Origin of the sequence: Citrobacter sp. Cpo065 (assembly GCF_030332805.1) — a bacterium.
GTDB lineage: Bacteria > Pseudomonadota > Gammaproteobacteria > Enterobacterales > Enterobacteriaceae > Citrobacter > Citrobacter portucalensis.
The window spans coordinates 365,098-388,528 of record NZ_JAOWHC010000035.1 but is presented as its reverse complement, the minus strand read 5'-3'; the positions used below and the strand labels follow the sequence as shown (position 1 = coordinate 388,528).

Annotated in this window: 23 protein-coding genes; 10 read left to right on the top strand and 13 right to left on the bottom strand. The window is 52.0% G+C overall.

Annotated features, from left to right (window positions below):
* Positions 1-30: 30 nt before the first annotated feature.
* Both OGY68_RS22360 and yohP read left to right on the top strand, forming a co-directional pair.
* Positions 31-765, top strand: a complete 735-nt coding sequence (locus OGY68_RS22360; protein WP_057066536.1) for a class I SAM-dependent methyltransferase — start codon at positions 31-33, stop codon at positions 763-765.
* A 70-nt stretch (positions 766-835) separates the two neighbouring features.
* Positions 836-919: a small membrane protein YohP gene (gene yohP, locus OGY68_RS23000; protein WP_015572324.1), complete on the top strand. Its 84-nt coding sequence runs from the start codon at positions 836-838 to the stop codon at positions 917-919.
* A 103-nt stretch (positions 920-1,022) separates the two neighbouring features.
* Here yohP and dusC read toward each other — a convergent pair whose 3' ends face one another.
* The 6 genes from dusC to mhbT all read right to left on the bottom strand — a co-directional run bounded on the left by dusC (position 1,023) and on the right by mhbT (position 7,014).
* The gene (dusC, locus tag OGY68_RS22355; RefSeq protein ID WP_048215919.1) at positions 1,023-1,967 is read right to left on the bottom strand and encodes a tRNA dihydrouridine(16) synthase DusC; all 945 of its coding nucleotides are present in this window, start codon (positions 1,965-1,967) and stop codon (positions 1,023-1,025) included.
* 61 nt (positions 1,968-2,028) lie between these two features.
* Positions 2,029-3,222 (bottom strand): 3-hydroxybenzoate 6-monooxygenase, encoded by a 1,194-nt coding sequence (locus OGY68_RS22350; protein WP_057066535.1) that lies wholly within the window; start codon positions 3,220-3,222, stop codon positions 2,029-2,031.
* A 14-nt stretch (positions 3,223-3,236) separates the two neighbouring features.
* Entirely contained in the window at positions 3,237-3,881 is a 645-nt protein-coding gene (gene maiA, locus OGY68_RS22345; RefSeq protein ID WP_032943987.1) for a maleylacetoacetate isomerase, read from the bottom strand.
* Between the two features lie 8 nt (positions 3,882-3,889).
* Positions 3,890-4,591: a fumarylacetoacetate hydrolase family protein gene (locus tag OGY68_RS22340; protein WP_032943989.1), complete on the bottom strand. Its 702-nt coding sequence runs from the start codon at positions 4,589-4,591 to the stop codon at positions 3,890-3,892.
* Between the two features lie 15 nt (positions 4,592-4,606).
* Complete coding sequence (gene gtdA, locus OGY68_RS22335; RefSeq protein ID WP_057066534.1) at positions 4,607-5,644, bottom strand: gentisate 1,2-dioxygenase; 1,038 nt, start codon at positions 5,642-5,644, stop codon at positions 4,607-4,609.
* 11 nt (positions 5,645-5,655) lie between these two features.
* A complete protein-coding gene (mhbT, locus tag OGY68_RS22330) occupies positions 5,656-7,014 on the bottom strand; it encodes a 3-hydroxybenzoate transporter MhbT (protein ID WP_057066533.1) in 1,359 nt (452 codons plus the stop codon).
* A gap of 126 nt (positions 7,015-7,140) precedes the next feature.
* On the opposite strand from mhbT, the gene OGY68_RS22325 reads away from it, so the two are divergent.
* The 6 genes from OGY68_RS22325 (at position 7,141) to OGY68_RS22300 (ending at position 11,435) form a co-directional block, all read left to right on the top strand.
* Positions 7,141-8,049, top strand: a complete 909-nt coding sequence (locus tag OGY68_RS22325) for a LysR substrate-binding domain-containing protein (RefSeq protein WP_008785262.1) — start codon at positions 7,141-7,143, stop codon at positions 8,047-8,049.
* 131 nt (positions 8,050-8,180) lie between these two features.
* Positions 8,181-8,585: a CidA/LrgA family protein gene (locus OGY68_RS22320; protein WP_003834497.1), complete on the top strand. Its 405-nt coding sequence runs from the start codon at positions 8,181-8,183 to the stop codon at positions 8,583-8,585.
* The gene (locus OGY68_RS22315; protein WP_003027380.1) at positions 8,582-9,277 is read left to right on the top strand and encodes a CidB/LrgB family autolysis modulator; all 696 of its coding nucleotides are present in this window, start codon (positions 8,582-8,584) and stop codon (positions 9,275-9,277) included. The genes OGY68_RS22320 and OGY68_RS22315 overlap by 4 nt, the downstream gene beginning before the upstream one ends.
* A gap of 148 nt (positions 9,278-9,425) precedes the next feature.
* Complete coding sequence (gene cdd, locus OGY68_RS22310) at positions 9,426-10,310, top strand: cytidine deaminase (RefSeq protein WP_008785263.1); 885 nt, start codon at positions 9,426-9,428, stop codon at positions 10,308-10,310.
* Positions 10,311-10,473: 163 nt separating this feature from the next.
* Positions 10,474-11,193: an outer membrane permeability protein SanA gene (gene sanA / locus OGY68_RS22305; protein ID WP_003027383.1), complete on the top strand. Its 720-nt coding sequence runs from the start codon at positions 10,474-10,476 to the stop codon at positions 11,191-11,193.
* 2 nt (positions 11,194-11,195) lie between these two features.
* The gene (locus OGY68_RS22300) at positions 11,196-11,435 is read left to right on the top strand and encodes a DUF2542 family protein (RefSeq protein WP_003834502.1); all 240 of its coding nucleotides are present in this window, start codon (positions 11,196-11,198) and stop codon (positions 11,433-11,435) included.
* A gap of 50 nt (positions 11,436-11,485) precedes the next feature.
* Here OGY68_RS22300 and mglC read toward each other — a convergent pair whose 3' ends face one another.
* The 6 genes from mglC to folE all read right to left on the bottom strand — a co-directional run bounded on the left by mglC (position 11,486) and on the right by folE (position 18,406).
* Positions 11,486-12,496: a galactose/methyl galactoside ABC transporter permease MglC gene (gene mglC / locus OGY68_RS22295; RefSeq protein ID WP_003027393.1), complete on the bottom strand. Its 1,011-nt coding sequence runs from the start codon at positions 12,494-12,496 to the stop codon at positions 11,486-11,488.
* Positions 12,497-12,511: 15 nt separating this feature from the next.
* Positions 12,512-14,032 (bottom strand): galactose/methyl galactoside ABC transporter ATP-binding protein MglA, encoded by a 1,521-nt coding sequence (mglA, locus tag OGY68_RS22290; RefSeq protein ID WP_003027396.1) that lies wholly within the window; start codon positions 14,030-14,032, stop codon positions 12,512-12,514.
* A 71-nt stretch (positions 14,033-14,103) separates the two neighbouring features.
* On the bottom strand, positions 14,104-15,102 hold the full coding sequence (gene mglB / locus OGY68_RS22285) for a galactose/glucose ABC transporter substrate-binding protein MglB (protein WP_003027399.1): 999 nt from the start codon (positions 15,100-15,102) through the stop codon (positions 14,104-14,106).
* Between the two features lie 293 nt (positions 15,103-15,395).
* Positions 15,396-16,421, bottom strand: coding sequence for an HTH-type transcriptional regulator GalS (gene galS / locus OGY68_RS22280; protein WP_020996668.1), 1,026 nt, complete (start codon positions 16,419-16,421; stop codon positions 15,396-15,398).
* Positions 16,422-16,565: 144 nt separating this feature from the next.
* The gene (yeiB, locus tag OGY68_RS22275) at positions 16,566-17,723 is read right to left on the bottom strand and encodes a DUF418 domain-containing protein YeiB (protein ID WP_048215912.1); all 1,158 of its coding nucleotides are present in this window, start codon (positions 17,721-17,723) and stop codon (positions 16,566-16,568) included.
* A 14-nt stretch (positions 17,724-17,737) separates the two neighbouring features.
* On the bottom strand, positions 17,738-18,406 hold the full coding sequence (gene folE, locus OGY68_RS22270) for a GTP cyclohydrolase I FolE (RefSeq protein WP_003027410.1): 669 nt from the start codon (positions 18,404-18,406) through the stop codon (positions 17,738-17,740).
* A 322-nt stretch (positions 18,407-18,728) separates the two neighbouring features.
* Here folE and fghA point away from each other — a divergent pair, with 322 nt between their 5' ends.
* Positions 18,729-19,565, top strand: a complete 837-nt coding sequence (gene fghA / locus OGY68_RS22265) for an S-formylglutathione hydrolase (RefSeq protein ID WP_008785267.1) — start codon at positions 18,729-18,731, stop codon at positions 19,563-19,565.
* Positions 19,566-19,844: 279 nt separating this feature from the next.
* Positions 19,845-21,830, top strand: a complete 1,986-nt coding sequence (locus tag OGY68_RS22260) for a ligand-gated channel protein (protein ID WP_003834514.1) — start codon at positions 19,845-19,847, stop codon at positions 21,828-21,830.
* A gap of 65 nt (positions 21,831-21,895) precedes the next feature.
* Here OGY68_RS22260 and lysP read toward each other — a convergent pair whose 3' ends face one another.
* A complete protein-coding gene (lysP, locus tag OGY68_RS22255; RefSeq protein ID WP_003834517.1) occupies positions 21,896-23,365 on the bottom strand; it encodes a lysine-specific permease in 1,470 nt (489 codons plus the stop codon).
* Positions 23,366-23,431: the final 66 nt, after the last annotated feature.

Here is a 23,431-nt window from a genome sequence, read left to right as displayed (position 1 = left end):
TAATTTTAATAATTAATGGATGGAGATGTTATGTCACAGAATATCTATGACGATCCTGAGTTCTTTGCCGGATATGCCACGCTGGATCGTTCAGTAAAGGGACTCGACGGCGCGCCAGAATGGCCGACAATACAAGCGATGCTCCCCTCTCTTCAAGGCAAAAACATTCTTGATTTGGGCTGTGGATATGGTTGGTTTTGCCGCTACGCGCGCGATAATCAGGCAGCCAGTGTAATGGGACTGGATATTTCACAAAAGATGTTAACCCAGGCACACAGTATGACGCAGGGTAATGGCATCGTTTATCAGCGTGAAGATCTCGAAACGCTAACCCTGTCCCCAAATTCTTTTGACCTGGTTTATAGCTCGCTTGCCCTGCACTATTTGCACGATATAGAACGATTATTCGTAACCATTTACCAGTCATTAACACCAGGCGGTATGTTAGTTTTCTCTGCCGAGCATCCAATTTATACCGCACCGCTTAATCAGGGTTGGATAAAAGATAAATCCGGGCAGCTGTCCTGGCCGGTTAATCATTATCAGCAGGAAGGTGAGCGCATCAGTAACTGGTTTGCTGAAGGCGTCAAAAAACAGCACCGTAAGCTGGCGACCTGGATTAATGCGCTGATTGCCGCCGGATTCGAGATCGTCTGTGTCGATGAATGGGGACCGTCCGGGCAACAGATTGCTGAAAACCCGGCTTTAGATGAAGAAAAAGAGCGGCCGATGGTGTTTCTGCTCAGCGCACGTAAACCAGCATAACAACGCCTCCAGGCAGAATGATTGATACTTTCCTATACTCAATCTGAACTTACCAAAAAAAGGAAAGTTAATGAAAATTCTGCTGTGGGTAATTCTGATTATTTTTCTGATTGGGCTATTGGTGGTAACAGGCGTGTTTAAGATGATTTTCTGATGTCGTCATTTCGCCCAGGCCTGATAGCAGAAATCTCAGGCTATTCTTCTCTCTGATGCCGGATGGCGACGTAAACGCCTTATCCGGCCTACTGGAACTGAGATCAGGCAGTAATCTCGATAGCCTGAATCGCACGTGCGATATCCGGCGAATTATTTAACGCTCGAATTTCCTGAAACAGTTCTGTTGCCTCTGAATATTCTTTGCGCAAATACCCTAACCACTGCTTAATCCGCGCTACATGATACAGCCCTGTGTCCCCCTGCTTTTCAAGTCGGGTATATTTTTGCAACAGCGTCACGACTTCAGGCCACGGCATACGCGGCTCGTTGTATTTCACCACGCGGCTCAGGTTCGGAATATTTAATGCGCCACGTCCGATCATCACCGCATCACATCCGCTGATGGCCATACAATCCTGGGCGCTCTGCCAGTCCCAGATTTCGCCATTCGCGATAACCGGAATGGAAAGCCGCTGGCGGATCTCACCGATCGCCTGCCAGTTGATATGTTCGGCTTTATAGCCCTGCTCCTTGGTTCGGCCATGCACCGCCAGTTCGCTGGCACCAGCCTGCTGGACGGCATCGGCAATTTCAAACTGCCGGTCGCTGTTGTCCCAGCCCAGACGAACTTTCACCGTCACCGGAAGATGAGCCGGGACCGCCTCGCGCATAGCTTTTGCGCCCCGGTAGATAAGCTCAGGATCTTTCAATAATGTTGCGCCACCGCCGCTACCGTTCACCAGCTTCGATGGACAGCCACAGTTTAGATCGACACCGTACGAGCCCAGTTCTACCGCGCGCGCGGCATTCTCCGCCAGCCACTGCGGATACTGTCCTAACAGCTGAATGCGAACCAACGTGCCGGATGGCGTCCGGCTGTTGTTATGCAGTTCCGGGCAGAGTCGATGAAATACTTTTGCCGGCAGGAGCTGATCCACCACGCGCACAAACTCGGTGATGCACAGATCGTAATCATTCACTTCAGTCAGCAGCTCGCGCACCAGTGAGTCGAGCACGCCTTCCATCGGCGCCAGTAAAACACGCATATCGTCACCCGCAAAAAAAGAGGCGCTATGGTAGCGCCTCCGTTCCGGAGATTAAAGAGGCTCAGCGCGGCAACAGGCAGTTATCTTCTTTCCAACCGTACAGCCATTCCATACCGCGATAAAACTCCGCCTGCGATTTGTCTTTCCACAGCAGATTACGCACCTGCCGCTCGACGCCTGCGGCGTGGTAGACACGGCCCATTTCACGCGTTGACCAGACGATGCGTGCGGTACGCGGAATACGCACCGACTCATACAGCGCAAAGGCATCAGCCGCATCGCCATCACACTGCTGTAGCGCTTTACCGAGCGTTACAGCGTCTTCCAACGCCATACAGGCACCCTGCGCCATATATTGCGCCACCGGGTGCGCGGCATCCCCCACCAGCGTGATGCGGTCGGTTCCCCATTTTTCTACCGGCTCGCGGTCGGCGGTGGACCAGCGCCGCCATGACGTCGGTTTATCAAGCATCTGGCGCGGGCGCGGATGAATACCCGCAAAATAGGAGAGCACTTCCTCTTTGCTGCCATCTTTCACGCCCCACTCTTCCTGCTGACGACTGTGGAAGGTCACCACCAGGTTATATTGCTTACTGCCGCGCAGCGGATAGTGCACCAGGTGACAGTGTGGTCCGGCCCACAGCACCGGTGCGTTAATGCGTAAATCTTCCGGCATATCATCGCAATCAATCACGGCGCGATAGACCACGTGTCCGGTAACCCGTGGCGCATCGCCAATCAGAGACTGACGAACGACCGATTTTACACCATCACAGCCCACCAAAATATCCGCCGTCCAGCTGTTGCCGTGCTCATCAAATACCGTGACGTCATTCTCTGTCTGGCGAATATCAACCACGTTAGTTGAAGTGCGATACTCAACGTTAGGATGCACCAGCGCCGCTTCCCAAACGCTGGCGTGAATATCAACCCGATGGATAACCGCATAAGGACCGCCAAAGTGATCGCGGAACGCCTGGCCGGTTTCAATGCGGACCACCTCTTTTGCGTTTACCGCATCCATCATCGTAATGTGGTCGGTGAAAACGGCGCGCTGACGGGCGACTTCCCCCACGCCAAGGCTGTCCAGAGCAGAGAATGCATTCGGCCCGAGCTGAATACCCGCGCCAATTTCACCAATCTCGTGCGCTTTCTCCAGCAACATCACTTTAATGCCCTGACGAGCCAGCGATAGCGCGGTCGCCGCGCCGCCAATCCCGCCACCCACGATAATTGCGCGTGTCACTTTAGCCATTGTCGTTCTCCTTATCAGGCTGGAATTTTATCTTGTTGATTCTCGGGCGCGGCGGCGATAAACGCCGGAAGCTGAGTACAGGCATCATATACCGCCTTACAGCGCGGATATCCGCTCAGATCGCAACCCATACGTAACGCGTTCGCCCACTGTGGGATCAGACAGCAATCCGCCAGCGTCGGCGCATCACCCACGCAGAACTTCCCCGAATGACTCTGGCGCAGCATCTGTTCCACCGCGCTTAACCCTTGCTGGATCCAATGTGCATACCAGCGTTTTTTATCTTCTTCACTGACCTTTAACTCTTCGCTCAGGTAGCGCAGTACCCGCATGTTATTCACCGGGTGGATATCACAGGCGATGGCATAGACAATTTCCAGCACCTTACTGCGCACCGGGAAGTCGGCAGGCAGCAGTGGCGTTTGCGGAAAGTGGCCATCCAGCCAGTCAATTATTGCCAGCGACTGCCCAAGTGATTCTCCCTCATCGGTCACCAGAGTCGGCACCAGTCCCACCGGGTTCATCCGTCGGTAGGCCAGTTCGTTCTGCTGACCGATGCGAATGTTGACGCCCACCGTCTGGTAATCGAGCCCCTTCAGCGCCAGCGCAATGCGCACCCGATATGACGCCGAGCTATTAAAGAAACTGTACAGCTTCATCATCCACCTCAGACAATCTTCACGGCGATGGGGGTTAAACCGTCTACGTTTCCGGTGATCACATCCCCTTTCACTACCGCCCCCACGCCTTCTGGGGTACCGGTGTAGATCAGATCGCCCGGCTGCAGTTCGAAGAAACCAGACAGATAGCTGATGGTTTCATTCACAGACCAGATGAGGTGGCGAATATCGCTACGCTGATGATCGTCGCCGTTGACCTGCAACCAGATTGGCGCATTGTTAACATCCACACTTTCGCTGGCTTTATGCAGCGGCGCGATGGGCGCGGAGAGATCAAACGCTTTGCCAATTTCCCACGGACGCCCCATCTGGCGCATCTCCATCTGCCGATCACGGCGAGTCATATCCAGACCGGTGGCATAGCCCCAGATATATTCGTGCGCTTTTTCCAGCGGAATATCACTGCCCTTTTTGCCAATCGCCACCACCAGCTCTATCTCATAGTGATAGTTATCGGTCTGCGATGGGTACGGCAGTTCGAGGATCTGACCAGCCGCCACGGGGACTACCGCATCGGCAGGTTTACAGAAAAAGAACGGCGGTTCGCGATCCGGATCAAATCCCATTTCACGGGCATGGGCGGCATAGTTACGGCCCACACAGTAAACACGGCGCACAGGAAATTGTTCATCACAGCCAACAACCGGAACGGTAACAGGCGCTTGTGGTTCAAATACGTATTGCGTCATTTTCTCTCTCCCAAATTAATAGCGTGCTTCGCGGAACAACCCCAGTGCTTCCTGAACCGGTCTGTCCGAAAAACTGAATAAGACGGTATCTTCGTGGGTCTGGAACGACACGCCGTGCCAGGTTGGCACCACAAAGATATCTTTTGGCGAAAAGTTGAAGGTCTCGTTACCAATGGTGACCTGCCCACATCCTTCCACCACGTGGTAGATAGTGCTGTCGGTGGTACGCGCCATCCGTGAGGAAAAGCCCTGCGGCAACAGTTGCAGGAAGGTTCCCATCGAAGGCATGGGATAACCGCCGGTTACCGGGTTAACGTAACGCATCTTGTAACCGTCCCACTCATCGGCGTCGCCCATGCGGGTCAGGTCATGCAGTGCTTCACGGCTGCGATCGTAGCGATAGTTAAAAATAGGCGATGAGTTACCTTTCTGATGACGCAGCGGCAGCATATTGGCCGCGTAGCGCGGTAAGTAATCCCCTTCCTTGCGCGTGACCGGCTGCTGATCTTCCGGGTAGTCTTCCGCAAAGCCACAGCCCAGCAGGTTCACCAACGGCAGGTCCAGACCGTCCAGCCACACCACCGGTTCACTGCCCGGGTTGCCGTGATCGTGCCAGCGCCACTGCGGCGTCAGAATAAAATCGCCTTCATGCATTTGGGTGCGCTCACCGTCCACGGCGGTAAATGCTCCTTTCCCTTCGACAATAAAGCGCAGTGCAGACTGATTATGACGATGACTCGGCGCAACCTCGCCCGGCATAATTAACTGCAATCCCGCGTACAGCGTTGGGGTGATTGAAGACTGTCCACGCAGCATTGGGTTTTCCAGCACCAGCACGCGGCGAATCGCCTCTTTCGCGCCAATCAGATCGCCACTTTCCAGCAGCAGCGGGCGGATCTCCTGATAGTTCCAGTACGCAGACGCGCAATGTGCGTTCGGTGTTGGCGGCACCAGGCGGTGCAGCGACTCCCACAGCGGGGTCAGATTCTGCCCGGAAATATGCTGGTAAAACTGCTGACGGCTGTTCTTAACGTCCTGATTCAGTTCAGACATAGGGATTCTCCTTATTCATTCACAACACCTGCGCGTGGCAGAGTATTTGAGACAGAGGCCGACTGGCGGATAACAACCGTCAGCAGCGTAAGCATTACCGCGCTGATGGCCGCCGGGACGGCAATAATGAAAAACAGGTTATCGAATGAGAAATTCATCGCCATCATCACCCCGCCGGAAAGCGAGCCGACAATCGCGCCGCAGCGCCCCACTGCATTAGACCAGCTGACGCCCGTCGCCCGGCTTTGTGTCGGATAAAGCGTAGCGGTTAACGCATTAAGACCAACCTGAGAACCGCTGATGCCGATGCCGGTGCCAAAAATAGCCAGTGCCATCAGCCACAGACCGTTTTCGCTCAGGCCAATCATGACGATGCACACTGCGCCCAGCGCATAACTCACGGCCAGCACGCGGAAAGGATTGTATTTGTCCATCAGCACGCCCAGCGCCAGTGCCCCCAGCGTTCCTCCAATCTGGAAGGCGGCAGTTACCCAGGAGGCATGCTGCAGATCAATTCCACGATGGTTAAGCAGCGTTGGCATCCAGCTGGAGAGCAGATAAATAATCAGCAGGCTCATAAAGAACACTACCCATAGCATCAGAGTAATAGGCAGCTGTCGCCCAACGAACAGCTGGCGAATGCTGCCTTTAGCTATCGCGGCACCTTCGTTGAGATAAAAATGGGTATTGTCATAACGTTCCCGGGTGATGGCACTGACGGTTCTGGCAATCACGTTTTGCGGCAGTTGACGACGAACCTGCCAGCGCGGGGATTCCGGTAGCGCAAACAGCAGAGCAACAAACAGCATTAGCGGTAGAACGCCTCCCAGCACCAGAATGCCGTGCCAACCAATCACCGGCACCAGCTGTGCGCTGACGATACCGCCCATTGCCGATCCCAGAGTAAAGCCACAGAACATCATGGTGACCAGTGCGCCACGCCGACGCGCGGGCAGGTATTCCGAGGTCATAGTAATGGTATTCGGCATTGCCCCGCCCAGCCCTAAGCCGGTAAGAAAGCGCAAAATAACCAGCGTTTGCAGATCGGGTGAAAAAGCCGAGAGCAGGCTCAGTGCACCGAACAGCGCCACGCAGAGTTCTATCACCCGTTTGCGGCCAAAACGGTCGGACAGTGGGCCACAGAGCAGCGCGCCAGCGGTCAGCCCCAGCAGACCTGCACCAAAAAGCGGTGCCAGATCGCCTGCAGTCAGTTGCCAGTGAGTGCGAATATCGGGTGCGATAAAACCAATCGCCGCGGTATCAAATCCGTCGAGCATGACAACCAGAAAACAGCAGATGATAACGCGCCACTGGGTCTTACCGACGGGGGCGGAATCGATCAGTGCTTGTAGATCACGTTGTTGAGTCATAGTGAATGCCTCAGTGCAGGTAGAGTAGATGTCTGTTTTGTTTTAGGTATGTTGCGACTTTGTATGTTTGGAGATGAAATGTACAATGGCTTTTCATGCAGAGGCATAACCTGGAGGTTATAGCAAATGGCAAACTGGGCGCAGAAACTGAAGTTGCAACACCTGCAAACGCTTATCGCGCTGGGCGAACAGGGAAATCTGACGCACGTCGCCCGGATGATGAATATCACCCAGCCCGCGTTGTCGAAATGGTTATCACAGCTCGAAGATGAGATTGGCATCACGCTCTTTGAACGTCACAGTAAAGGCTTGCGTCCTTCCGAAGGCGGCAAGTTGCTACTGCAACATGCCCAACGCCTGATCAATGATATGGAGCGTTCGCAGTATGAAATCGCCCGTTTTAAGCAAGGCGGCCTTGTAGGGAGTCTGAAGATTGGCTGCTCGCCGGTAGCGACCGACTGTGTTTCACAGGCAATACTGGGTTTGCTCACAGAACTGCCAACCCTGCATCTAAATATTGAAGAGAAAGTGATGACCCCGCTGCTGCACGATCTGCTCGCGGGTTCGGTGGATGTCGTCGTCGGTCGGGTCGGCGGTCGGGCGCTTCAGTTGCCGCTCAATTATCAAGTGCTGTATACCGAGCCGGTCTGTTTCGTCGCCCGCCCCGATCATCCCTTGGCAAAATATCCCCTGCTCACCTGGCACGATCTGGCTAACTGGCGCTGGATTGTCTGGCCGACAGGAACCCCTATCCGGATAAGCATTGATAACGCGCTGGTTGATAACGGCGTAATGTTGCCGGAAAACATCATTGAATCGGCATCAATCAACGTCAGTACCAACCTGCTGCAAAGTAGCGACATGATCTCTATTCTTTCTCTACGGCTGGCACAACGGTATGCCGCCCAGGGACAACTGGCTATCCTGAATCTGCCGAAGATTGAACAAAAAGGCAGCGTCGGCGTATTCTGGCGCAACAACGAAACGCCAACTACCGCCCTGAACCGTTTTCTGTACTACCTGGCACAAGTTTAGCGCGGAGAGTTAGGGCCATCGCCCGATGTTCCAGATATCTATTTCCTCTATGCTTAGAATTCATGATGTGATCGGTAGCACGTTTTTAAGTTTAATTGTATGATGAATGAGTCTCGTCAAGGGTTTCAACTATGAGCAAAGCACTGAACGTTATCTGGCAATATTTGCGCGCATTCGTCCTGATTTATGCCTGCCTCTATGCAGGTATTTTTCTTGCATCGCTACTCCCTATCACCATTCCGGGCAGCATTATCGGCATGCTGATTCTGTTTGTTTTACTGGCTTTGCAGGTGTTACCGGCAAAATGGGTTAACCCCGGCTGCTACGTGCTGATTCGCTATATGGCCCTGTTGTTTGTCCCGATTGGCGTGGGGATCATGCAGTACTTTGACCTGCTGCGCGCGCAATTTGGTCCGGTGGTGGTGTCTTGTACCATCAGTACGCTGGTCGTTTTCCTGGTGGTGAGCTGGAGCTCGCACATTGTGCACGGTGAGCGCAAAATCGTTGGGCAAAAAGAGGCTAAAGCAAAAAAATGATGTCGTATATCTGGTGGTCATTACCTCTTACGCTGGCGGTATTTTTTGGCGCACGTAAGCTGGCAGCTCGCTTTAAAATGCCTTTGCTGAATCCGCTGCTTGTTGCCATGGTGGTGATCATTCCCATTCTGCTGCTGACCGGTATTCCCTACGATCACTATTTCAAAGGCAGCGAAGTGCTGAACGATTTGCTGCAACCTGCCGTGGTCGCGCTGGCCTATCCGTTATACGAACAGTTGCACCAGATTCGCGCCCGCTGGAAATCAATCATTGCTATCTGTTTTGCCGGGAGCGTTGTGGCGATGGTAACAGGTACAACAATCGCCTTGTTGATGGGCGCATCACCGCAAATTGCCGCGTCTATTATGCCAAAATCGGTCACCACGCCTATCGCTATGGCGGTGGGTGGCAGTATTGGCGGCATTCCGGCGATCAGCGCCGTATGCGTCATCTTTGTCGGTATCCTGGGGGCAGTGTTTGGTCATACGTTGCTTAATGCGATGCGTATCCGCACTAAGGCCGCACGTGGGTTGGCAATGGGCACCGCGTCGCACGCCCTGGGCACCGCACGCTGTGCGGAACTGGACTATCAGGAAGGTGCGTTTAGCTCACTGGCGCTGGTCATCTGCGGCATTATTACCTCGCTGGTAGCCCCGTTCCTGTTCCCGATTATTCTGGCAGTGGTGGGTTAATCTTCATTTTTTAGCTATTTATTTGCGATGCGTTGCACATTTTTCATTTAAGTTTCATAAGTTGCACACACAATGAGATTTGGATCACATATAAAGCCATAACAGGCCCGTAAACTACGATTCCATTACATTGTTATGAGGCATCGCCATGCATCCACGTTTTCAAACTGCTTTTGCCCAACTCGCGGATAACTTGCAATCAGCCCTGGCCCCTGTTCTGGCGGATGCACATTTCCCCGCCATGCTGACTGCTGAGCAGGTCTCTTTGCTGAAACGCGAATCGGGACTGGACGAAGACGCGCTGGCATTCGCTCTGCTGCCGCTGGCTGCGGCCTGCGCACGTACTCCGCTGTCCAACTTCAACGTTGGGGCAATTTCTCGCGGCATCAGCGGCAACTGGTACTTCGGTGGGAACATGGAGTTCCTGGGCGCGACCATGCAGCAAACTGTTCATGCCGAGCAAAGCGCTATCAGCCACGCCTGGCTGCGCGGTGAAAAAGGGCTCGCCGCCATCACCGTCAACTACACGCCGTGCGGCCACTGTCGCCAGTTTATGAACGAACTGAACAGCGGACTGGATTTACGTATTCATCTGCCGGGACGTGCGCCACACATGCTACGTGATTACCTGCCAGATGCCTTCGGCCCGAAAGATCTGGAGATTAAAACGCTGCTGATGGACGATCAGGATCACGGCTTCGCGCTGCAGGGCGATGCGTTGACCCAAGCGGCAATCACTGCTGCCAACAGATGTCATATGCCGTACAGCAAATCCCCAAGCGGCGTGGCGCTGGAGTGTAAAGATGGCCGTATTTTTAGCGGCAGCTATGCTGAAAATGCCGCCTTTAACCCGACCCTGCCACCGCTGCAGGGCGCGTTAAACCTGTTGAATCTGAACGGTTATGATTATCCAGATATCCAACGCGCCGTGCTGGCTGAAAAAGCCGACGCGCCGTTGATTCAGTGGGATGCGACCTCCGCCACGCTGAAAGCACTGGGCTGCAATAATATTGAGCGCGTTCTCCTGGGTTAATCGACTCAATAACGCCAGTTCGTAGGCCGGATAAGGTGTTTACACCGCCATCCGGCACTATGCAGAATGCCTAAAATCCCCTCAATCAGACTGCTGTTTCTTGCGCTACGTCTTCCGGTACAGTAGCCTGATTGAAATTCCATCCAAATAACGAGTTTTCTGCATGTTAAAGCGCGTGTTTTACAGCCTGTTAGTCCTGTTAGGCTTGCTGCTTTTGACTGTGCTTGGACTCGATCGCTGGATGAGCTGGAAGACTGCTCCCTACATTTACGACGAACTGCAGGATTTACCCTACCGCCAGGTCGGTGTGGTTCTGGGCACGGCGAAGTATTACCGCACCGGCGTCATCAATCAGTATTACCGCTACCGCATTCAGGGCGCATTGAACGCCTATAACAGCGGGAAGGTAAACTATCTGCTGTTAAGCGGCGACAATGCCCAGCAAAGCTACAACGAACCCATGACGATGCGTAAGGATCTGATTGCCGCAGGCGTTGATCCCGCTGACATCGTGCTTGATTACGCCGGGTTCCGCACGCTCGACTCCATCGTGCGTACGCGTAAAGTATTCGATACCAACGATTTCATCATTATTACTCAACGATTCCACTGTGAGCGCGCCTTGTTTATTGCGCTGCATATGGGTATTCAGGCTCAGTGCTATGCGGTGCCTTCGCCAAAAGATATGCTCACCGTGCGGGTACGTGAATTTGGTGCCCGTTTTGGCGCACTCGCCGATCTCTACATTTTCAAACGTGAGCCTCGTTTTTTAGGCCCACTGGTGCCCATCCCTACCATGCATCAGGTACCGGACGATGCGCAGGGGTATCCGGCGGTCACGCCTGAACAATTGCTCGAATTACAAAAGAAACAAGGAAAATAAGCATGGAAGGAAAAACGATCTTTATCGTTATTGGCGTACTGATGATTGTTCTCTGGACGTGCAGAGAAGGCCTGAAGGGACTGCGTTCCGGTATCGTCGAGAAAACCGTGAAAGGTTCGCAGACGCCAATGATCATTTCTCGCGCTAAAGAACCCAGCACTTACTGGAGCTATATCATCGTTTATTTCGGTATGGCCATTGGTGCACTGTTCACTGGTATCTGGTTACTCTTTATCAAATAAAAAACCGATGCAGAAAGCCTCTGCACCGGTTTTATTTTTCTCTTCCCAGATTACTTCTTACGCGCGTACTTCAGTGAGTCCAGCGCGACCGCGAAGATGATAATGCCGCCTTTGATAATATACTGCCAGTAAGGGTTCACGCCGATGTAGGTCAAACCGTAGTTGATGACGGTGAAGATAATCACACCGGTCACTACGCCAAACACGGTACCTACCCCGCCGCTGAACGACACGCCACCAACCACGCACGCCGCAATCGCATCCAGCTCATACATAAAGCCGAGGTTGTTGGTCGCAGAGCCGATACGCCCTGCTTCCAGCAAACCACCGAAGGCATAGAACACGCCAGACAACGCATAGATAATCAGCAGGTTCAGCGCAACGTTTACACCGGACACTTTCGCAGCTTCCGGATTTCCGCCGATGGCGAAAATGTTTTTACCGAAGCGGGTCTTGTTCCACAGCACCCACACAAAAGCCACCGCAATCAGCGCATAGAAAGTGATGTAGGAGAGTCGGAAACTGCCCAGTGCAATAAAGCCCTGCGCAAAGGTTGAGAATCCACTGTCAAAGCCAGAAATTGGCGATGCACCGACGAAGTCGTAGTACAGGGAGTTGATCCCGTAAACGATAATCATCGTACCCAGTGTGGTAATAAACGGCGTTACGTTCAGATAAGCAATGATAATACCGTTCACCAGACCGATAATGGCGCCAATCACGCAGACAATCAGCACCACTACAATGATCGGCATCGTCGCCATTTCCGGGAACACCTTGTTGGCATTCTCCATCGACTGCAACAGAGTTGCCGCCACCACTGCCGCCAGGCCAACCTGACGCCCCGCCGACAGGTCGGTCCCTTGGGTAACAATCAGTCCAGCCACACCCAATGCGATAATAATACGCACCGAGGATTGCGTGAGAATATTACTCAGGTTCAGTAAGCTTAAGAAAGTGGGATCCTGGAAAATAATAATCGCCAGCAAAACCAAAAGAACAACGTAAATTCCGCCTTCTTTCAGGTAAGTAAGAAAACTTTTCTTATTTAACGCACTCATGAGGAGCCCCTAATCTTAAAGGTGCAAAGACGCAAGACGGAGGATTTCGTTTTGCGTTGTTGTTTTAGTGTCAACAATTCCAGCAACGAGACCATTGCTCATCACCAGAATACGATCGGTAATACCCAGCAGCTCCGGCATTTCAGAGGAAATAATAATAATCCCCTTATCCTTTTTCGCGAGTTCGGCAATCAACTGATAAATTTCAAATTTCGCACCAACATCGATTCCGCGCGTCGGTTCATCCAGCATCAGAATTTCTGGCTGGGTTAATAACCAACGACCAATAACCACTTTTTGCTGATTACCGCCAGAAAGTGAACCGATTTGCGTACGATGACCCGGCGTTTTTACCCTCATAGAGTCAATTACCCACTGGGTATCACTCTTCATGCGGGAATTATCCAACAGACCAACTTTGTTTTTATAGTTTTGGATATTGGAGATTAACGAGTTAAAACCAATGTCCAGATACGCATAAATACCGGTTGAGCGGCGCTCTTCCGTGACCAGTGCAAAACCATGGTTGATGGCTTCATTTGCACTGTGGTTATTAATCTTTTTGCCGTGTAGCGTAATCGTACCCGATGACTTCTCACGAATACCAAAAAGCGTTTCAACGATATCCGTGCGTTTTGCGCCTACCAGACCGGCAATCCCAAGAATCTCCCCTTTGTGCAAATCAAACGAGATATCACGAATCGACGGCTGGCGCAGCGAGGTCAGGTTACGCACTTGCAGAATGACTTCACCAGGTTTGTTTTCTTTATCCGGAAAACGTTGGTTCAGTGAACGTCCAACCATCATGGCGATGATCTTATCCATATCCAGCCCTTCCAGCGGCTGGGTCGCAATCCACTGACCGTCGCGTAGTACAGTAATTTCATCGCACAGCTGGAAGATTTCTTCCATTTTGTGAGAGATATAAACAATACCGCATCCACGCTCTTTCAGCTTACGGATGATGGTGAACAGATGGTTAACTTCTTTTTCGGTTAACGATGAAGTTGGCTCATCCATGATGACGATTTTGGCGTCATAGGAGAATGCTTTCGCAATTTCAATCATCTGCATTTGTGAAACGGATAATGTGCCGACACGCGCACGCGGATCGATATCAATATCCAGTTCATCAAATATCGCTTTGGTATCGCGGTACATTTTTTCCTGATCGACAAACATGCCTTTGGTGGGATAGCGTCCCAGCCACATGTTGTCCATCACAGAACGTTGTAATACCAGGTTTAATTCCTGGTGTACCATCGAAATACCATTTTCGAGCGCTTCTTTCGCAGAATGAAAATCGATTTCTTTACCCTGAAATAAAATACTGCCGGAATCTTTTTGATAGATGCCGAAAAGACATTTCAATAATGTTGATTTCCCCGCTCCATTCTCTCCCATTAGGGCGTGAATAGAATGCGGGCGGACTTTTAAATTGACATTATCAAGCGCCTTAACGCCGGGGAAGGACTTGTTGATGCCGGTCATTTCCAACAAGTATTCGCCTGACGACTGAGTATGTGTGCTGACCATAATTATACCTTGTTGGCCTTGCAGAGTGCGTTATTAAGGGCGCAATGAAATTGCGCCCACATACGGAGTATTTATTTGTTGGTGAACTCTGCCAGATTATCTTTATCGACACCTACGTACGGAACGCGAACAATCTTGTTCTCAATTTTCCAGTTAGTGCCATCTGCCGCACCTTTGCCGTCAGCCAGGTTTTTCGCCAGATCGAAGGTGGCTTTCGCCTGGTTGTTGGCATCGTTCAGGACGGTACCGGCCATGGCGCCAGATTTCACCAGAGCCAGCGCTTCAGGCAGCGCATCCACACCAAATACTGGTACGCTGGTTTTGTTGTGCGCTTTCAGCGCTTCAACTGCACCCATTGCCATCGCATCGTTGTTAGCGATAACCACTTCAATTTTGTTCGCGTTTGGACCAGACATCCACGCATCCATCTTATCTTTCGCCTGAGCGGTATCCCACATTGCAGTATCTAACTGCAGCTGCTCAGTTTTAATGCCTTTGTCGTTCAGCTCTTTAATCACGTAAGTGGTACGTGCTTCAGCATCCGGGTGTCCCGGTTCGCCTTTCAGCAGAACAAACTGAATTTTGCCGTCTTTGTTCAGGTCCCAGTTCGGGTTAGCTGCCCAGTGTTTGGCAATCAAATCACCCTGAATAATGCCGGACTCTTTAGAGTCGGTACCGACGTAATACGCTTTGTCATAGCTGTCCAGCGCTTTACGAGAAGGTTCTTTGTTGAAGAATACGATCGGTACGTTCTGTCCGCGTGCTTTTTCAATGACCGTGCCAGCAGCTGCCGGGTCAACCAGGTTAATCGCCAGTGCTTTAACGCCTTTTGCCAGCAGCACGTCGATCTGATCGTTTTGTTTGGACTGGTCGTTCTGCGAGTCGTTCATCAGCAGCTGTACATCTGGTGCCGCTTTGGCATCTTTTTCAATAGCCTTACGTACTACAGACATAAAGTTATCGTCATACTTATAGATAGTCACACCAATGCGGGTATCAGCAGCGTGCGCAGCCGCGCCGAATAACATGCTTGCCATTACAGCAGACAGGGTCAACACCTTCTTATTCATGGTATCTCCGGTTTTATTATGCAGGGTAGTACTTGAGATAAATGCTCGGCAGGCAGAACGTTACTGAAGTGTTACTGAACGCCGAAGCTCACTTTTAAAAAATATTTCTTCCGTGTCTGGCAACGCTCCAAAAACAGGCTTTAATTTTTGTTTAAGGCACCTATACCTCGATGAAAGTGATTATTCACCGTTACATAGTAGTTACAGCGCAACAAACAGTGTCATCATAGCTATCGCATTGTTAATATACTGTGAATTTACTCACATATTGAAAGCGGTTACATCGCGCAACGTTATGAGTTAGTGATCGGTGCCGCATTCTGCCGCAGCGCTACTGAATGACGACGCACCAGCGTTGGCATAAAACAATGCGACGCCTGCGGATCCAACGTGCCAGCCGCCCCCTGTAGCGCAAGCTCCGTCGCCATTTTTGCCATTGAGGCAATGGGATAGCGCACAGTGGTTAGCTGCGGATCGGTGTAACGTGCGATGGGAATATCATCGAAGCCAATGATAGAAAGGTGTAATGGAATAGCGATGCCGTTATCTTTTAGCGCGGTCAGTGCGCCTGCTGCCATATTGTCGTTATAAGCGAAGACCGCCGTCAGTTGTAAGTTACGCCCCAGCAATTCCACCATCGCGGACTCTCCGCCCTGCATATCGGGCGAACCGGTGCCGACCCAGCTTTCTGCCGCAACAATCCCCTGCTCTTGCAGGGCAGTTAACCACCCTTCTTTGCGCATGGCGTCATCTTCAATGCGGTGGCTTGATGCCAGATAACCTATGCGTTGATGACCATTATTTAGCAGCATTCGGGTAGCCATTTTGGCACCGCTGATGTTATCCAGGCAGACGCAACGGTGAGCATAACCCGGAACAAGGCGGTTGATCAGTACCATGCCGGGGATTTGATCCATAAACTCGGCCAGTTCCCGATCGCTCAGCGCTTTAGAGTGTACAATCAGCGCGTTACAGCGTTGGCGAATCAACACCTCAATGGCATGACGTTCTTTTTCCGCCTCATGGTAGCTGTTGCCAATCAGGACATACTTCTGATGCTGCTGGGCAACCATATCCACGGCTTTTACCAGCGCGCCAAAAAACGCATCTGATACATCCATGACGACAACACCAATCGTGTCGCTTACCTGCGTCGCCAGTGCTTGTGCGTTGGCATTAGGTCGATAGCCAAGCTGAGTGACTGCCTTCATTACCGCTTCACGCGTATCGGGACTCACCAGCGCACTGTTGTTCAGTACGCGGGAAACGGTCGCTACAGAAACGCCAGACTGCCGTGCCACATCACGAATGGTTACCATATTCACTGCCCTGTTTTAGATTGCGGCTGCCCGCAGACACCCCAGGCTGGGTATTTTGTCAGCACAATGAAACGGACTGCGTGAGTGATGTCACAGGAATGAAAGCGCTTACATCCATTTTGTTAATGAATGTGATCCAGATCGTTATCTGGATGTTCGCGGTAATGATGTCCCCGCAGCACGCAGGGTTAATTGACGCCACAGCCATTCCACCGGGCCCTGCCGGTAGAAACGCAGCCATATGACAGAGAAAAGTAAGTTAATCGCCCAGACAGGGATGACGAAAAACAGCAGCTCCAGCCGGTCAAATTTCATAAATAAACCGGCCTGATAAAACAACGTGGTGCAGATTAAGGTTTGTAACAGATAGTTGGTTAATGCCATGCGCCCCACACAGGCGATAGCAATGACCCATTTGAAGCGACTAAGCTGTGGCCAGAAACCAAACATCAGCGCAGCATAACCAATGGTTTGCAAAGGCGCCCCCAGCTCTCGCGGGGCTTGTAACAGGAAGGCACACCAGCGGTAGGCCCAGTCCAGATGCCACTGAGCGATGATAGCAGGCAGGTTAATCGCCATGCCGATAATAACCAGCAGAACGCCAGTGCGTCGATAATGCTGCAAACTGTACTGCCCTTTTAGCCAGCCGCTACGCATTAATGCCGCGCCGAGCAGCATCATCCCCGCCAGTTGCCAGCCATATTGCGCGCCTAACGCCAGCAAGCTATTGGACATCATATCCACGCGATTGCTGATTGCTTCCATTCCGCCGTTCACTTTCCAGTATTTTTCATACAGCAGCGCTGAAGCATCCGGCGTCCAGGCCCGGCTGGTTTCGCTCCCGGAGATCACACCCAACAGCAGCAATACACCAACGCCCGCCAAATAAAGCACCACGCCGGTGTTAAACAAGCTTTTCACCGACGGCGCATCCCGGATCAGCCGCCAGCAAATCAGGCCGATCAAGCCATATGCCAGCAGGATATCGCCATCCCAGAAGAGTAAACCGTGAATAAATCCCAACAGCACCAGCAACGTAAGCCGCGACTGGATCCAGCGTTTACCACGCGGGAGCAGCATTTGCAGACCAGCACCAAACAGCAGAGCAAACAGCGTGAGGAATTTTACCTGCGCGAAGAGATCGAGCAGCGCCCAGGTCCAGGCGTCAGATAAGGTAATGTCGCCATACCAGGCGGGGTTGAGATATGCCGCCTTCGGCAAGCCAAAGGCGCTAATATTGAGAAGCAGGATACCAAGAATGGCAACGCCACGAATAAAATCCAGCGTGACATTACGCTCCATGGTTCCTGTCCTAATCAGTTGTGATGACGTACTGCGCGCAGAAATTCCTGACGCGTGTTCTGGCTGGACTTAAACAATCCGCCAAGAGAAGTGGTGGTGGTCGCACTGGTCGCATCACGAATGCCGCGCGCTTTCACACAGTAATGCACCGCATCAATCGATACCGCCACATTATTCGTCCCGAGCAGCGTTTGCAGCGCGGTGAGAATTTGCTGGGTCAGACGTTCCTGTACCTGCGGACGCTGCGCAAAGAACTGCACAATGCGGTTAATCTTCGACAGACCAATGACCGAATCTTTCGGAATATACGCCACCGTCGCTTTGCCATCGATAGTGACAAAGTGGTGTTCGCAGGTGCTGGTCAGCGTGATATCACGAACCGTGACCATCTCGTCCACCTTCATTTTGTTTTCAATGACGGTGATTTTCGGGAAGTTGGCGTAATCGAGACCGGAGAAAATCTCATCGACATACATTTTCGCAATGCGATGCGGAGTTTCCATCAGACTGTCATCGCTCAAATCGAGATTGAGCAATTGCATAATCTCGGTCATATGGCCAGAGATAAGACGTTTGCGTGTTTCGTTATCCATCTCTTGCACTGGCGGGCGCAGCGGGGTTTCGAGACCACGCGCAACCAGCGCTTCATGAACCAGTGCCGCTTCTTTACTGAGTGATGACATTTCTTCTTCTCCTGCAGGTGGGGCGCCTCTGCCCTGCATGGGGCAAAGTTTTTAGGCTGTGTCACAGCCAGAACATTGTGCGTGAGGCGGCGCACATAATCCAGTATTCACCGTGATAATTATTGAAATTGGCACAGCCTTTCAGCGTTGCTGATTTCACTTGTCGTTCAGCCCGGTGACGTCGAGTGTTAATGTAAAGTTATATAGATGATGAAGTATGTTTGCTCAATGCGGAAGTGAAAGTTACTCACAGTGCTATGAATAATCTGTATTATGATGAGTTCGCAAACACATTCAGGTTCAACACAACAAGGAGCCACGCATGGAAATGCTTGAAGAGCACCGCTGTTTTGAAGGCTGGCAGCAACGCTGGCGTCACGACTCCGCCACGTTAAATTGCGCCATGACCTTCAGTATTTTTCTTCCACCACCTCGTGATAACGCCGCGCCTCCGGTGCTGTACTGGCTGTCGGGCCTGACCTGTAATGATGAAAACTTCACTACCAAAGCAGGCGCGCAGCGCATTGCAGCTGAGCTGGGTATTGTTCTCGTGATGCCGGACACCAGCCCGCGCGGCGAGCAGGTTGCCAACGATGATGGCTACGATTTAGGTCAAGGGGCCGGATTTTACCTCAATGCCACCCAGCAGCCGTGGGCAACGCATTTTCGTATGTATGACTATTTGCGTGATGAGCTTCCGGCACTGATTCAGTCGCAGTTTAACGTCAGCGATCGCTGCGCCATCAGCGGACACTCCATGGGCGGCCACGGCGCATTGATTATGGCGCTGAAAAATCCCGGGAGATACACCAGCGTTTCCGCCTTTGCGCCGATCGTAAACCCTTGTCGCGTTCCGTGGGGTGAGAAGGCGTTTAGCGCTTATCTGGGCGAAGATAAAACACAGTGGGCAGAGTGGGATAGCTGCGCGTTAATGCTGGCCAGCAAACCCGCAGACGCGATCCCGACGTTAATCGATCAGGGAGATAGCGATCAGTTTCTTGCCGATCAGTTGCAGCCCGCGGTACTGGCCGAAACTGCCCGTCAGACCGCATGGCCAATGACGCTACGCATCCAGCCTGGTTACGACCACAGCTATTACTTTATTGCGTCGTTTATTGAGGATCATCTGCGCTTCCACGCCCAGTATTTGCTGAAGTAATTCCTGAGTTGAGGGCGGAAGCCCTCTTCATTTCTCCATCATTCCTTCACTTTTTCTCCTTTTTTCTTCCCCCACTATCTTATTGATTAAAAAAGCATTTCACTCCAAACCATATCAAACACAAATGATTTCTATTATCATTTGTGTTTACAAATATTCATACTTTTGTACAATCCCCCCGCTTCTTTACTGAAAAGAGTCCTTAAAAGACAAATACATACAATTGTCATGGCCTTTCACATGACGCGCAGTTTGATTCATTTAAATGGAATGATACAAATGACTATACCTCACGTTAAGGCTGTAGCTGCCGCAGTATGCGTCGCCTGCCTCCCATCACTCGGCCATGCCGCTGAACAAGACACCGTGGTCGTTACCGCTACCGGTTTCGAGCAGAAAATTCAGGATGCCCCGGCTTCAATATCTGTTATTACCAAGCAGCAGATTGAGGACAAAGCCTATCGAGATGTCACCGATGCGCTAAAAGATGTCCCTGGCGTCGTCGTCACTGGCGGGGGGAGCAGTAGCGATATCAGTATTCGCGGTATGGCTTCGCAATACACACTCTTCCTGGTCAACGGTAAACGCATCAGCACCCGCGGTACACGTCCTAACAGCGACAACTCAGGTATTGAGCAAGGTTGGCTGCCGCCGCTGGAATCCATCGAGCGTATCGAGGTAATCCGCGGCCCGATGTCATCCCTCTACGGCTCCGATGCGATGGGCGGCGTCATTAACGTCATCACCAAAAAAGTGTCGAATACTAAAGCCTGGACCGGCTCTTTGCACGGCGATGCCACTTTCCAGGAAGACAGAGACTCCGGCGATATTTACCAGACCAACGCCTATGCGTCTGGACCACTGATTGACGGATTACTTGGCGCGAAGGTGACCGGATTATTCTCCCACCGCGCGGAAGATGAAATCGTAAATGGCTACAATGAACAGCGTATGCGTAGCGGGGGATTAACCCTGAACTTTACGCCAGATGATAAAAACGACATCGATTTCGATTACGCACGTGAATTGCAGGATCGCGACAGTACGCCAGGCAAATCCATGGCAGAGGAAAACTGCCGTAACGGAAGCTGTAAGCCCAACAGTAAAAGCGAAAACAAGTATGTGCACACCACGTACTCAATAACCCACAGCGGTTATTACGACGACTTCAACTCCACCAGCTATGTCCAGCAGGAAGAGACCGATAACCCCGGTCGCCAGATGAAGTCTTACAACACGATTTTCAATAACCAGAACCAGGTCTTCCTTGGGGCACACACCCTGACGCTAGGCGGGCAATACCGTTATGAAAAACTGCGCGATAACGGTAACCAGCTGCAAGCGGCTGATGGGCTTAACAAACTGACCCGCTGGAGCTGGGCGCTGTTTGCTGAAGATGAATGGGCCGTAACCGATACCTTCACGCTGACCGGCGGTCTGCGTATGGATAAGGATGAAAACTACGGTGACAACTGGACGCCACGCGGCTATGGCGTATGGCATCTGAGCGATCAGTGGACCTTAAAAGGCGGCGTTTCCGCGGGCTATCGCGCACCGGATCTGCGCCAGTCTTCTGCCAGTTGGGGACAGGTCACCGGCGGCGGCCGTCTGAACGGAATCATTGTCGGCAACCCGGACCTGAAACCGGAGAAAAGCCTCAGCGAAGAGATCGGTTTACTGTGGGATAACGGCAACGACCTCAACGCAGGCGTTACGTTGTTCAATACCGACTTTAAAAACAAAATCACCGAAGTTCGCCGTTGTAACAGCAGTTCCGATCCGGCCTGCACCATCGGCGGCACCCATTATGACTTCGTCAGCGATCGCGTTAACGTCGATAAAGCCAATATGCGCGGCGTAGAATCCACCTTCGGCTGGAAAATAACCTCCGACGTCAACTGGACCGCGAACTACACCTACACGGAATCTGAGCAGAAAAGCGGTCAGTTCTCTGGCCAGCCGTTGAACAAAATGCCGAAGCATATGTTTAACACGACGCTGGACTGGCAGGCCACCCAGGATCTCGGTTTCTGGAGCCGTCTGAATCTGCGCGGGAAAACGTCTGAATACCTGAGCCGAACCTCTATGGCACAGGGCACCCCGTCCTATACTCAGGTCGACGTTGGTTTACGTTACTATGCTACCAAGGATCTGTTGATGACCGCTGGCGTGTATAACGTGCTGGATAAACAAATCGATTACGATACCTACGACACCGTCCTTGATGGACGTCGTTACACGGTTGGCATGACTTACAGCTTCTAAGTCTGACGCAATAAAAAACCCCGGTACTCATCATGCCGGGGTTTTTGTTATGCTTTTTTATACTGTTACTTCTTCACGCGACCCGGGAATTTCATTTCGCTGTAGCGAACAAAACGGGTTCCTTTGGTCAGCTTATAGCCAAACCAGATAATCAGGAACAGCGGGATACCGATATAGGTAGCCATCACGCCGCCCCAGTCAATGCTGTCTTTCAGGAACGCTTCGTAGTTCTGACCCAGGGTGATAATCAGGCACAGCACAAAGGCGAAGATCGGCCCCAGCGGGAAGAAGCCAGAACGGTACGGCAGGTCCTTCACATCGTGACCCTGCAGCACATAACCGCGACGGAAGCGATAGTGGCTAATAGCAATCCCCAGCCAGGCGATAAAGCCCGTCATCCCGGAAGTATTCAGCAGCCACAGATACACGGTCTGGTTGCCAAACATTGAAGTCAGGAAGCACAGCCCCGCCACCACGGTGGTCGCATACAGCGCGTTACGCGGTACGCCGCCACGAGACAGTTTGCCGAAAATACGCGGTGCTTTACCGTCACATGCCAGGGTATAAAGCATACGCGTGGAGGCGTACATCCCGGAGTTACCTGCCGACAGCACCGCCGTCAGGATAACTGCGTTCATCACCGCTGCCGCAGACAGCAGACCCGCATGCTGGAATACCAGCGTGAACGGGCTAACGCTGATGTCTTTTACATCGTTACGCAGCAGGCTTGGATCGGTGTACGGAATGATCAGGCTGATAATCAAAATCGCGAACACATAGAACAGCAGGATTCGCCAGAATACCTGACGTACCGCACGTGGAATGTTCTTTTCAGGATCTTCAGATTCGCCAGCCGCGATACCGATAAGCTCTGTCCCCTGGAAGGAGAAGCCGACTATCATCGCCACGCCAATCATCGCAGCAAAACCACCGGCAAACGGTGCATCACCGGTCGTCCAGTTGCTCCAGCCCACCGGCTGAGCGCCTTTGAAGATACCGAAAATCATCATCACACCAACCACGATGAAGATAATGACGGTGGTAACTTTGATCAGTGAGAACCAATATTCCGCTTCACCAAATCCGCGAACGGAAATGTAGTTCAGCAGGAAGATAACGCCGAGGAACAGCGCACTCCAGATCCAGCCCGGCGTGTCCGGGAACCACCAGCTCATCACCAGCTGTGCGGCCACCAGGTCAACGGCAATCGTTACCGCCCAGTTGTACCAGTAGTTCCAGCCCAGCGCGAAGCCAAAGCCCTCTTCTACGTAGTTCTGACCGTAGGTGGAAAACGAGCCGGAAACCGGCATATAGGCAGCCAGTTCACCGAGGCTGGTCATCAGGAAGTACACCATCAGACCGATCAGAATATAAGAGAACAACGCGCCGCCTGGACCCGCTGCAGAAATAGTTGCACCAGATGCAACGAAAAGACCTGTACCGATGGAGCCTCCAATGGCAATCATCGTCAGGTGACGCGCCTTCAGTTCACGACGTAGCGTGGGCGCTTCTGTGGTTTTAGTTTCGGAAACCATGTGAAAATGCTATCCATCCAAAAAATGAGGCGCGATTGTAGCAGACGAAATGGCATTCTTCCGGCA